This window comes from Agromyces sp. NPDC004153 (assembly GCF_053603635.1).
The window spans coordinates 1,757,348-1,768,883 of the sequence record NZ_JBSGFY010000001.1 but is presented as its reverse complement, the minus strand read 5'-3'; the positions used below and the strand labels follow the sequence as shown (position 1 = coordinate 1,768,883).

At 68.3% G+C, this 11,536-nt stretch carries 10 protein-coding genes and 2 tRNA genes; 11 read left to right on the top strand and 1 reads right to left on the bottom strand.

Annotated elements, in window-relative coordinates; genetic code table 11:
- The first annotated feature begins 40 nt into the window (after positions 1 to 40).
- The 8 genes from dnaN to ACWEOH_RS08150 all read left to right on the top strand — a co-directional run bounded on the left by dnaN (position 41) and on the right by ACWEOH_RS08150 (position 8,359).
- On the top strand, positions 41 to 1,189 hold the full coding sequence (gene dnaN / locus ACWEOH_RS08185; protein ID WP_452029884.1) for a DNA polymerase III subunit beta: 1,149 nt from the start codon (positions 41 to 43) through the stop codon (positions 1,187 to 1,189).
- Positions 1,190 to 1,261: 72 nt separating this feature from the next.
- Positions 1,262 to 2,470 (top strand): DNA replication/repair protein RecF, encoded by a 1,209-nt coding sequence (recF, locus tag ACWEOH_RS08180; RefSeq protein WP_452029882.1) that lies wholly within the window; start codon positions 1,262 to 1,264, stop codon positions 2,468 to 2,470.
- Positions 2,463 to 2,957 carry a DUF721 domain-containing protein gene (locus ACWEOH_RS08175; protein WP_452029880.1) on the top strand — a complete coding sequence of 165 codons (495 nt, stop codon included), beginning with the start codon at positions 2,463 to 2,465 and terminating at the stop codon, positions 2,955 to 2,957. Before recF ends, ACWEOH_RS08175 begins: the two co-directional genes overlap by 8 nt.
- A gap of 123 nt (positions 2,958 to 3,080) precedes the next feature.
- The gene (gyrB, locus tag ACWEOH_RS08170; RefSeq protein ID WP_452029878.1) at positions 3,081 to 5,093 is read left to right on the top strand and encodes a DNA topoisomerase (ATP-hydrolyzing) subunit B; all 2,013 of its coding nucleotides are present in this window, start codon (positions 3,081 to 3,083) and stop codon (positions 5,091 to 5,093) included.
- Between the two features lie 76 nt (positions 5,094 to 5,169).
- Positions 5,170 to 7,695: a DNA gyrase subunit A gene (gyrA, locus tag ACWEOH_RS08165; RefSeq protein WP_238476360.1), complete on the top strand. Its 2,526-nt coding sequence runs from the start codon at positions 5,170 to 5,172 to the stop codon at positions 7,693 to 7,695.
- A 6-nt stretch (positions 7,696 to 7,701) separates the two neighbouring features.
- The gene (locus tag ACWEOH_RS08160; RefSeq protein WP_148733021.1) at positions 7,702 to 8,106 is read left to right on the top strand and encodes a DUF3566 domain-containing protein; all 405 of its coding nucleotides are present in this window, start codon (positions 7,702 to 7,704) and stop codon (positions 8,104 to 8,106) included.
- A gap of 65 nt (positions 8,107 to 8,171) precedes the next feature.
- Positions 8,172 to 8,245, top strand: a tRNA-Ile gene (locus tag ACWEOH_RS08155).
- Positions 8,246 to 8,286: 41 nt separating this feature from the next.
- A tRNA-Ala gene (locus ACWEOH_RS08150) sits at positions 8,287 to 8,359 on the top strand.
- 49 nt (positions 8,360 to 8,408) lie between these two features.
- Here the strand turns inward: ACWEOH_RS08150 and ACWEOH_RS08145 are convergent.
- The gene (locus ACWEOH_RS08145) at positions 8,409 to 8,756 is read right to left on the bottom strand and encodes a GntR family transcriptional regulator (protein ID WP_452029876.1); all 348 of its coding nucleotides are present in this window, start codon (positions 8,754 to 8,756) and stop codon (positions 8,409 to 8,411) included.
- Between the two features lie 40 nt (positions 8,757 to 8,796).
- On the opposite strand from ACWEOH_RS08145, the gene ACWEOH_RS08140 reads away from it, so the two are divergent.
- From ACWEOH_RS08140 to ACWEOH_RS08130, 3 genes are all read left to right on the top strand, one after another.
- Positions 8,797 to 9,750, top strand: coding sequence for a hypothetical protein (locus tag ACWEOH_RS08140; protein ID WP_452029874.1), 954 nt, complete (start codon positions 8,797 to 8,799; stop codon positions 9,748 to 9,750).
- Positions 9,751 to 9,942: 192 nt separating this feature from the next.
- Positions 9,943 to 10,563, top strand: coding sequence for a hypothetical protein (locus ACWEOH_RS08135; RefSeq protein WP_452029872.1), 621 nt, complete (start codon positions 9,943 to 9,945; stop codon positions 10,561 to 10,563).
- 167 nt (positions 10,564 to 10,730) lie between these two features.
- Positions 10,731 to 11,510, top strand: coding sequence for a hypothetical protein (locus tag ACWEOH_RS08130; RefSeq protein WP_452029870.1), 780 nt, complete (start codon positions 10,731 to 10,733; stop codon positions 11,508 to 11,510).
- The last annotated feature ends 26 nt before the right edge of the window (positions 11,511 to 11,536 follow it).

Sequence of the window (11,536 nt, the reverse complement as noted above, 5' to 3'; positions counted from 1 at the left end):
GCATGGGTGAGCCAGCCAGCAGCACGACGACGGGAGAACCGTGAAGTTCCAGGTCAATCGCGACGTCTTCAGTGAGGCCGTGTCCTTCGCCGTCAAGCTCCTGCCGCAGCGCACGACGCTGCCCATCCTCTCCGGCGTGCTGATCCAGGCGAACGACGACGGCCTCGTGCTCTCCTCCTTCGACTACGAGGTCTCGTCGCAGACCGAGATCCAGGCCGACGTCGAGGAGGGGGGCACCGTCCTGGTCTCGGGCCGACTCCTCGCGGAGATCGCCGGCCGCCTGCCGAACGCGCCCGTGCACGTCGCGACCGAGGAGTCCCGCATCTCCGTGACCTGCGGCTCCGCGAGCTTCACCCTGCTCTCGATGCCGGTCGAGGAATACCCGTCGATTCCCGAGGTGGGCACCGAGTCGGGCGTGGTCCCGGCCGAGGAGTTCGCAACGGCCGTCGCGCAGGTCGCCGTCGCGGCATCCCGAGACGACGTGACCCCCGTGATCACCGGCGTGCAGCTCGAGGTGCGCGAGAACAACCTCAGCCTCGTCGCGACCGACCGCTATCGCGTCGCGATCCGCGAGATCGACTGGGACGGCGGCGGTGTCGCCTCCGAGGAGACGCTCGCGGCGCTCGTGCCTGCCCGCACCCTGCAGGAGGTCGGCAAGACCTTCGGGCACTCGGGCACCATCTCGGTCGCGATCACCAGCCGTGACGATCGCGAGCTCATCGCGTTCAGCGCCGACCGCAAGACCGTGACGTCCCTCCTCATCAAGGGCAACTTCCCGCCCGTGCGTCGGCTCTTCCCCGAGACCGTCGACAACTACGCGGTCATGAACACGGCCGAGCTCATCGAGGCCACCCGTCGCGTGGCGCTCGTGCTCGAGCGCGAGGCCGCGCTCCGCTACAGCTTCACCGCCGACGGACTCACGCTCGAGGCGATCGGCAGCGAGCAGGCCCAGGCCTCCGAGACGATCGACGCCATCCTCACGGGCGACGACACGGTCGTGTCGCTCAAGCCGCAGTTCCTGCTCGACGGCCTCGGCGCGGTGCACTCGGAGTTCGTGCGCATCTCCTTCACCAAGACCGAGAACCCCAACAAGCCGGGCCCCGTGCTCATCACGAGCCAGACGTCGCGCGACCAGGCCGGCGCCGACACGTACCGCTACCTGCTGCAGCCGAACCTGCTGCTGCGGTGACGCTGCGCCCGACCACCTGAGTCGGTCGGCGCGGGTAGCGTTGAGGCGTCCGGCCGAGGAAGGGAGTCCAGCGTGCACGTCGCCCGCCTCTCCCTCACCGACTACCGCAACTACGAGCGCGCCGAGCTCATGCTCGGTCCCGGCGCCACCGTGTTCGTCGGCCGCAACGGGCAGGGCAAGACCAACCTCGTCGAGTCGATTGGCTACCTCGCGACGCTCGGGTCCCATCGCGTCTCGGGTGACCAGGCGCTCATCCGGGCCGGAGCGGATGCCGCGATCGTCCGCGCCCTGCTCGCCCACGGCGACCGCGAGCTCCTCATCGAGCTGCAGCTGAACCGCCAGGGCGCCAATCGGGCGCAACTCAACCGATCACCGGTGAAGACCCGCGAGCTGCCACGCTACGCGCACAGCGTGCTCTTCGCCCCCGAAGACCTCGCGATCGTCCGCGGCGAGCCCTCCGTGCGCCGCCGCCTGCTCGACGAGCTGCTCGTGCAACGCACTCCGCGCCTCGCGGGCGTCATGGCCGACTACGAGCGGGTGCTGAAGCAGCGCAACTCGCTCCTGAAGAGCGCCCGTGCCCGAGGCCTCGCCGCGGCGCAGCTCCCGACACTCGACATCTGGGACGAGCGGCTCGTGCAGCTCGGCTCCGAGCTCATCGACCAGCGGGTGGCGCTCGTCCGGGAGCTGGCCGCGCCGCTGGCCGCTGCCTACCACTCCATCGTCGATGCCGATCACGCCCCCGAACTGCGTCCCCTTCTCTCGATCGACGGGGCCGACCCCGAAGCCGAGACCCCGGCGGATGCCGCGCCGAGGTCTGCCGCGGCATCCGAAGCCAGCACCGCGATCGCCGGCGACGGGGCATCCGCCACGGCCGTCCGCTTCGCCGAGGCGATCCGCAACCTGCGGCCGAAGGAGCTCGAGCGGGGGATCACACTCGCCGGTCCGCACCGCGACGACGTGGTGCTGCTCCTCAACGGCCTGCCCGCGAAGGGGTACGCCAGCCACGGCGAGTCGTGGTCGTTCGCGCTCGCGCTGCGCCTGGCATCCGCCGAGCTGCTCCGCCGGGACTCGACCACCGGCGACCCGGTGCTCGTGCTCGACGACGTCTTCGCCGAACTCGACCGGCTGCGCCGGGAGCGCCTGGCCGCGGCGATCGGCGGATTCGAGCAGGTGCTCGTGACCGCGGCCGTGCTCGAGGACGTTCCCGAGCCGCTCACCGCCCGCATCGTGCACATCGACGCCGGCCGCATCCTCGAGGAGGAGGCGACGACGGATGCCTGAGGCCCCCGAGCGCTCCGAGGCCGCGCGCGTCTACCAGCACTTCCGTGAGATCTTCGGCGACACCCGGCCGCGGCCCGGTCGCGCGCGAGGCCGCACCCGCGACACGACCGGCAGCGAGCCGTTCACCCCCGGACGCGACCCGAAGCCGCTCGCCGACGCCATCGACGGGCTCACCAGCCAGCTCGGCTGGACCGCACCGCTCTCGCAGCACGAGGTGCTCGCTTCCTGGGCCGACGTCGCCGGCGAGGAGATCGCGCGGCACTCCGAGGCGATCGCCATCGAAAACGGCGTGCTGCAGGTGCGCTGCGAGTCGACGGCATGGGCGACGCAGCTCCGGCTGATGCGCTCCGAGCTCGTCACGCGCATCCTCGACCGGTACCCGGGAGCGGGGGTCGAGACGATCCGCTTCCAAGGACCCGATGCCCCCACCTGGAAAAGGGGTCCCAGATCGGTTCCAGGGCGTGGTCCACGCGATACCTACGGTTGAGGTGGCAAATTCGGTCACTTCGCCTGCGTCATCGCCTCAGATCGGCGCTTCCGGGCCGGTGGCGACCCTCCGTTTGATAGGATTGAGAGTCGCCAGAACGACGGTCAGGAGCCCGATTCACCCATGACAGCGGAACCGACGAAGGCCCAGCAGACGCCTGAATACGGTGCAGACGCGATCCAGGTTCTCGAGGGCCTCGAAGCGGTTCGCAAGCGCCCCGGTATGTACATCGGTTCGACCGGGCCACGGGGTCTCCACCACCTCGTCTACGAGATCGTCGACAACTCGGTCGACGAGGCGCTCGCGGGCTTCGCCGACGACATCGACGTGACGATCCTGCCCGACGGCGCCATCCGCGTGATCGACAACGGCCGCGGCATCCCCGTCGACATCCACAAGACCGAGGGCCGTTCGACGGTCGAGGTCGTGCTCACGGTGCTGCACGCCGGCGGCAAGTTCGGCGGCGGCGGGTACGCGGTGTCCGGCGGACTGCACGGCGTCGGGTCATCCGTCGTCAACGCCCTCTCGTCGCGCCTCGAGGTCGAGGTGAAGCGGCAGGGCCACGTGTGGCGCCAGTCCTACACGGTCGGCGTTCCCGATGCCCCGCTCTCGCAGGACGAGGCATCCGAGGCCACCGGCACGACGATCACCTTCTGGCCGAGTCCCGACATCTTCGAGACCGTCGAGTTCGACTACGAGACGCTGCGCACCCGCTTCCAGCAGTACGCGTTCCTCAACAAGGGCCTGCGGATCACCCTCACCGACCTGCGCGTCGGGCACGTCGAGATCGACCCCGCAGATACGGCCGAGACCGAGGCGGATGCCCCCGAGCCGCGTTCCGACACCTTCCTCTACGAGCGCGGCCTCGTCGACTACGTCGAGTACCTCAATCGCTCGAAGAAGGCCGACCTCGTGAACGACGAGATCATCTCGTTCGAATCCGAGGACACCGAGCGCAAGATCGCGCTCGAGGTGGCGATGCAGTGGACCACCGCGTACACCGAGTCAGTGCACACCTATGCGAACACGATCAACACGCACGAGGGCGGCACGCACGAGGAGGGGTTCCGTGCGGCGCTCACCACGCTCATCAACCGCTACGCCCGCGAGAAGGGCATCCTCAAGGAGAAGGACGACAACCTCTCGGGCGACGATGTGCGCGAGGGCCTCACGGCGGTCATCTCGGTGAAGCTGTCCGAGCCGCAGTTCGAGGGCCAGACCAAGACGAAGCTCGGCAACACCGAGGCCAAGTCGTTCGTGCAGAAGGTCACGGGCGACCAGCTCGGCGACTGGTTCGAGCGCAACCCCAACCAGGCGCGTGACATCATCCGCAAGGCGATCCAGGCGGCTACGGCCCGCATCGCCGCCCGCAAGGCGCGCGAGGCCACCCGACGCAAGGGCTTCCTCGAGTCGAGCGGCATGCCCGGCAAGCTCTCCGACTGCACGAGCAAGGACCCGACGATCTCCGAGATCTTCCTCGTCGAGGGCGACTCGGCCGGCGGCTCCGCCAAGACGGGTCGCAACCCCGAGACCCAGGCGATCCTGCCGCTGCGCGGCAAGATCCTCAATGTGGAGAAGGCACGACTCGATCGGGCGCTCGGCAACGCCGAGATCCAGGCGATGATCACCGCATTCGGAACCGGCATCGGCGAGGACTTCAACGCCGAGAAGGCCAGGTACCACAAGATCGTGCTCATGGCCGACGCCGACGTCGACGGCCAGCACATCACGACCCTGCTGCTCACCCTGCTGTTCCGCTACATGCGGCCGCTCATCGAGATGGGCTACGTGTACCTCGCGCAGCCCCCGCTCTACCGGCTGAAGTGGACGAACGCCGAACACGAGTACGTCTACTCCGACCGCGAGCGCGACGCGTTGCTCACGGCCGGCCTGGCCGAGGGCAAGCGCATCGCCAAGGAGAACGGCGTGCAGCGCTACAAGGGCCTCGGCGAGATGAACCACCAGGAGCTGTGGGACACGACGATGAACCCCGAGACCCGCACGCTGCTGCAGGTCACGGTCGACGATGCGGCCGCGGCAGACGAGATCTTCTCCACGCTGATGGGCGACGACGTCGAGAGCCGCCGCAGCTTCATCCAGAAGAACGCGAAGGACGTGCGTTTCCTTGACATCTGACGTGATCAACCCCGGCGGCGACGGCGAGGGCTTCGGCATCCACGGTCGGATCGACCAGGTCGACCTGCAGCTCGAGATGCAGCGGTCGTACCTCGACTACGCGATGAGCGTGATCATCGGTCGTGCGCTGCCCGACGTGCGCGACGGACTGAAGCCCGTGCACCGCCGCGTCATCTACACGATGTACGACGGCGGCTACCGACCCGACCGCGCGTTCTCGAAGTGCACCCGCATCATCGGCGACGTCATGGGCCAGTTCCACCCGCACGGCGACACCGCGGTGTACGACTCGCTCGTGCGCCTCGTGCAGCCGTGGAGCCTGCGGTACCCGCTCGCGCTCGGCCAGGGCAACTTCGGCTCACCCGGCAACGACGGCGCCGCGGCGCACCGGTACACCGAAACGAAGATGGCCCCGCTCGCCATGGAGATGGTGCGGGACATCGACGAGGAGACCGTCGACTTCCAGGACAACTACGACGGCCGCACCCAGGAGCCGACCGTCCTGCCGAGCCGGTTCCCGAACCTGCTCGTCAACGGGTCCGTCGGCATCGCCGTCGGCATGGCGACGAACATCCCGCCGCACAACCTCCGCGAGGTCGCGTCCGGCGCGCAGTGGTTCCTCGAGCACCCCGACGCCTCGCGCGAGGAGCTCCAGGAGGCGCTCATCCAGCGCATCAAGGGGCCCGACTTCCCGACCGGCGCGCAGATCCTCGGCGTGAAGGGCATCAACGACGCCTACCGCACCGGTCGCGGGTCGATCACCATGCGCGCCGTCGTCAACGTCGAGGAGATCCAGGGCCGCACCTGCCTCGTCGTCACCGAGCTGCCCTACCAGGTGAACCCCGACAACCTCGCGATCAAGATCGCCGACCTCGTGAAGGACGGCAAGATCGCGGGCATCGCCGACATCCGCGACGAGACCTCGGGCCGCACCGGCCAGCGCCTCGTGATCGTGCTGAAGCGCGACGCGGTGGCGAAGGTCGTGCTCAACAACCTGTACAAGCACACGCAGTTGCAGGACAACTTCGGTGCCAACATGCTCGCGATCGTCGACGGCGTGCCGCGAACCCTCTCGATCGACGGCTTCATCGCGCACTGGGTCGACCACCAGATCGACGTCATCGTTCGCCGCACCCAGTTCCGCCTGCGTCAGGCCGAGGAGCGGATGCACATCCTGCGCGGCTACCTCAAGGCGCTCGACGCGCTCGACGAGGTCATCGCCCTCATCCGCCGCTCGCCGACGGTCGAGGACGCGCGCGACGGCCTCATCGACCTGCTCGGCGTCGACGAGGTGCAGGCGCGCGCCATCCTCGACCTGCAGCTCCGTCGCCTCGCGGCCCTCGAGCGCCAGAAGATCATGGACGAGGCATCCGAGCTCGAGACGAAGATCGCAGACTACAACGCGATCCTCGCGAGCCCGACCCGTCAGCGCAGCATCATCTCCGACGAGCTCGCCGAGATCGCCGCGAAGTACGGCGACGACCGGCGCACGCACATCCTCCCGGGCTTCGACGGCGACATGTCGGTCGAAGACCTGATTCCCGAGGAGGAGATGGTCGTCACCGTCACGCGCGGCGGCTACGTCAAGCGCACCCGCAGCGACAACTACCGCTCGCAGCACCGCGGCGGCAAGGGGGTGAAGGGGGCGCAGCTGCGCGCCGACGACGTGGTGGAGCATTTCTTCGTCACGACGACGCACCACTGGCTCCTCTTCTTCACGAACATGGGCCGCGTCTACCGCGCCAAGGCGTACGAGATCCAGGAGGGCGGCCGCGACGCCAAGGGCCAGCACGTCGCCAACCTGCTCGAGATGCAGCCCGACGAGCAGATCGCCGAGATCCTCGACATCCGCGACTACGAGGTGGCGACGTACCTCGTGCTCGCCACGCGCGACGGGCTCGTGAAGAAGACCGATCTCACCGCCTACGACACCAACCGCTCGCGCGGCATCATCGCGATCAACCTCCGCGAGGGCGACGAGCTCGTCTCGGCGATGCTGGTCGACGAGCACGACGAGATCCTGCTCGTGTCGCGCAAGGGCATGTCCCTCCGGTTCGAGGCGACGGATGACGCGCTCCGCCCCATGGGCCGGTCGACGTCGGGCGTGAAGGGCATGTCGTTCCGCTCGGGCGACAGCCTGCTCGAGGCATCCGTCGTGCCCGGATCGAACGGCAACGAGGCCGAGATCGAGGCCGTCGACGCATCCGCCGAGGACAACGGCCAGAAGCTCAGCCCGAGCGACACCTACGTGTTCGTCGTCACCGAGGGCGGCTACGCGAAGCGCACCCGGGTCGAGGACTACCGCAAGCAGCAGCGCGGCGGACTCGGCATCAAGGTGGCCAAGCTCAGCGAGGACCGCGGCGACCTGGCCGGCGCCCTCATCGCCTCCCGAGGCGACGAGGTCCTTGTGGTTCTTGCCAGCGGCAAGGTGGTACGCTCTGACGTCGCCGAGGTTCCCGCCAAGGGCAGGGACACGATGGGCGTCGTGTTCGCGAAGTTCGCGGACGACGACCGGATCATCGCCATCGCGAGGAATTCCGAACGGAATCTCGTGGAGGAGGCCGCAGAGTCCGAAGCGGCCGAGCCCGCGCGAGAGGAGTAACCGTCAATGAGTAGCGTCGCCGAGAAGCTGGCCCGCAAGTCGAACCGCCGGCCCCCGGCCAAGCAGGTGCGCCTGCGCCTCGTCTACATCGACTTCTGGTCGGCGGTGAAGCTGTCCTTCCTCGTGGCCGTGTGCTTCGCGGTCATCAGCATCGTCGTGACCTTCCTGATCCACACGGTGCTGAGCTCGACCGGCATCTTCGAGCAGGTCAACTCGCTCGTGCAGGACGTGGCCGGCTCGAGCGGCGACCTGACCGCCGTGCTCTCGCTCGGCAACGTCATGGGCTTCGCGGTCGTCGCGGCGCTGCTCAACCTGGTCGTGACCACCGCGCTCGGCGCGATCGTGGCCGTGCTCTACAACCTCAGCGTCAAGATCACGGGCGGCCTGCTGGTCGGCTTCACCAACAACTGACGCCGACCTCGGCTCGATTCGGAGATTCCCGCACCGTCGGGTAGTCTTTCCTTCGGCCGAAATTCGGGGATATAGCTCAGGCGGTTAGAGCGCTTCGCTGATAACGAAGAGGTCCGAGGTTCAAGTCCTCGTATCCCCACTCCACAACTCCACACCCGCGGATGCCGCGACATCCGCTCGGGGGCCTTAGCTCAGTTGGTAGAGCGCCTGCTTTGCAAGCAGGATGTCAGGAGTTCGAATCTCCTAGGCTCCACCCCGTACTCATCGGCTCGCCAGCCACCGCCAGGCGAGCCGCATTCGTCTCAGGGAATCGCGACGATCATGTCGATGAGTTCCTCCGTGCTGTAGCCCTGCCGGCGCGCGAACGCCACGAGCTCGCGCGTGCGCTGGAGCACCGCGCCGCGCTCGGGAGCGGCCGCCACGGAGATGCCTCGTCCTCGGCGGAACTCGAGCAGCCCCTCGTCTCGTAGGAGTCGGAGGGCCCGCAGCACCGTGTTCGTGTTGACGTCGAGCACTGCTGCGAGGTCCTTCGCGGGAGGCAGGCGATCACCCGGCAGAGCCTCGCCATCTGCGATCGACCGACGGATCTCGGCGGCCACCTGCTCGTAGAGGTCGGTCCGATCGTTCCGATCGAGCTTGACATCGATCATGGTGCTAATGATAATATCGTCATTGGTAGGAGCAGGCAACATGAGCACCACCACCTCCGAACACGTGCCCCCTTCCGTCGACGATGACGGTCCGGTCTCCAGCACGCACTCGGCCATAGCCGAGAGCGCCGTTGACTCCTTCGTCGATGCTCCGCCCGTCGTCGAGGACGGTGCGATCTCCGACGCACGTCATCGTGCACGCCAGCGCCGGAGTCGGATCACGCTCATCGTCGTGGCATCCACCGTTTTCGTCGCTGGAGGCATCGCAGCGTTCTTCTCCGGCACGGCTGGAAGTCGGGTCGCGGCGCCCGAACCCAACGGGCCACTGGCAGCGGATGCTCGGGCGACCACAGCGACCGTGATGGATCGATGGGCCAGGATCCACGTCGGCTGGGCATACGTGTACGACGACGGTTTAGTGCTCTCCTACCCGGATCGACCGCCGATCCACGCACGCCACCTGAGCCCACTCGGCCGGACGCTCTTCAGCAATGGGGTCTTCGATGCTGAGGAGCTCGTCGGGCCGGCCTGGACCGTCCCCGCTGAGGCGTGGTCCGACGAGCGCTCCAGCGCTTACCGAGCGACGGAGTACGCGTTGTGCCACCTCGCGACGGTACCCGCTCCCGAACCGGACTTCCTGACTGACGTCGGCACGATAGCCATGAATCTCCCGCTTCCGGTCCGCGCGCTCCTCGAGCACGCCGACGTGCGGAGCTTCACCCAACCCGTCTTGGACGAGGACGGGCGCTTCGTCGGGATCGACGGCCATCATGGCGATCCCGGACCCGGGGTGGACTGTTACGTGATGAGCGCGGACCTGATCCGTGCCGTCTGGGGGCACACCCGTCCGGATCTCGGCCAGACCGAGCAGGACGTCCGATTCCGCGCCGACGATTCGGCGTTCGCGACCATGGACGGGATCGACGGCAGCGAGATGATCCTGATCTCGATCCCGATCATGCCCCACGGCGGCTGGGTCCTGTGGGGCGGCTGAACGCCGACCATGAGCGGGAATGAGTACCGTCAGGAGGTCACGATGAACGCGTCACTCGTCGCCGCAGCGGGGATCCTCCTCGTCGCCCTGTCGGGGTGTGCCGCTGCCGGCGGAGCTGCACCGGATCCGATCGCCGCGACGACCGAGGACGAGTCGACATCCCCCGCGCCGCCCCTCCCGTCGGATTCCCCGTTGACCGTCCTCCCGTCGGGAACGCATTCAGCCCCGAGCTTCTGGCCTCCGCTCACCTTCACGGCCCCCGACGGGTGGCTCACCGAGCCTGCGGCCGACGGACAGCTCACGCTCGTGCCCGACACGTCCGAGAACCGCGAGCTGATCCGAAGCGGTGGGTACCCCCCCATCTTCCTCAACGTCTTCCCCAACATCGAGGCGGCGGCCGAGGACTGCAGTGATGCGGCCGCACCGGAAGTGGGGTGGACGGCGGACGACATCGTGGGCACCCTCGCGACCCGGCGGGGGCTGAGCACGGAGGAACCCGTTCCGATCACCGTCGGCGGACTCTCGGGGCAGCAGATCGACCTCGTCATCGACCCCGATTGGACGGCGAACTGTGGAGGCGGCGGGCCCTACGTGCCGATCCTGTACTCCCAGGGCTTCATCTCCTGGGGCGCCGAGCCCGGAGAGCAGTGGCGGATCATCGTCCTCGACGTGGCCGGCCTCCCGAGCGGAATGTACGCCACGGTCATGATCGTCGTCTACTCCGCAGCGGCCGAAGGGTGGGACGACCACCTGGCGGCCTCGACCGAGGTCATCGGGTCGTTCGAGTTCGACACGACCCCGCCCGGTCCCTGATCCGGCGGGGCTGACCGACCCTCGCCGATCGAAGGCAACAATGCGAGGATGGCGTCGGAAGAGGGGGACCGACGCGGATCGACCGCACGCACTCGAGTCCCGCACGCCGCCGGTGGCGCACGGGGTATGTCGTCGCGGCCGTCGCGGCGGTGGTCGCCTACGCGAGCGTGGGGGCGCTGGCCCTCGTCGGGGCATCTGACACGGCCGGCCAGGCACCTGCCGCGGCGGCCGAGCGGGCCGACGTGAGCGGGCATGACGAGGACGACGCGAACATCATCGCGGCGTGGAGCCGGTTGCGTATCGGGTGGATCTACGTGTACGGGGACGGGCGCGTCGTGCTCCGGCACGACAACGGGCGGCTCCTCACGTCCGAGGGCAGCGTCTCGTACGGGATCATCCAGCGGCACCTCAGCCCGTTCGGCCTGCGCCTCGTGCAGTCGGGGGCCGTCAACTTCGCGGCCGTCCTGGGCGAACCCGACAACATCGAATCCAGCTTCTGGTCGCCGACCGCGGCGGCGCTCTACCGACCGACCTCGTACGCACTCTGCCTGGTCAACACAGCGCCGAATCCGAGCCCCGACCAACTGCTCCTCGACGTCCCCGACATCATCGACCGCGTCTCGGGCGCAGCTCATGAGGTGCTCAGGGACGGCATCGTCCGCAGCTTCACCGACGACTTCCTCGACGAGGACGGGAACTTCGCCGGCCTGGCAGGGTTCCACAGCGCGCCGGGTCCGGGCGTCGAGTGCGTCCTCCTCGACAAGGCGGGCATGCTCAGGCTGTGGGCGCAGACCCGGCTGCCGCTCAGCGGACCCGACGACCGCGGCGTTCTGCGGTTCAGCGACGCGACGTTCGGCGTCCTGACCGATATCGACGGGGTGGAGGAGTACCTCGTCGCTGCGATCCCGATCCTGCCGCACGGCGGCTGGGTGGTCTGGGTGGGGTGATCCCGATGGCCCCTGACGTACAGTGG

What these genes read in the sequence shown, in the direction of transcription:
- ACWEOH_RS08175 (WP_452029880.1), top strand. Translation starts at nt 2,463, where the DNA reads ATGCCTGAGGCCCCCGAGCGCTCCGAGGCCGCGCGCGTCTACCAGCAC.
- ACWEOH_RS08145 (WP_452029876.1), bottom strand. Translation starts at nt 8,756, where the DNA reads ATGATCGATGTCAAGCTCGATCGGAACGATCGGACCGACCTCTACGAG.
- ACWEOH_RS08140 (WP_452029874.1), top strand. Translation starts at nt 8,797, where the DNA reads ATGAGCACCACCACCTCCGAACACGTGCCCCCTTCCGTCGACGATGAC.
- gyrB (WP_452029878.1), top strand. Translation starts at nt 3,081, where the DNA reads ATGACAGCGGAACCGACGAAGGCCCAGCAGACGCCTGAATACGGTGCA.
- ACWEOH_RS08160 (WP_148733021.1), top strand. Translation starts at nt 7,702, where the DNA reads ATGAGTAGCGTCGCCGAGAAGCTGGCCCGCAAGTCGAACCGCCGGCCC.
- gyrA (WP_238476360.1), top strand. Translation starts at nt 5,170, where the DNA reads ATGCAGCGGTCGTACCTCGACTACGCGATGAGCGTGATCATCGGTCGT.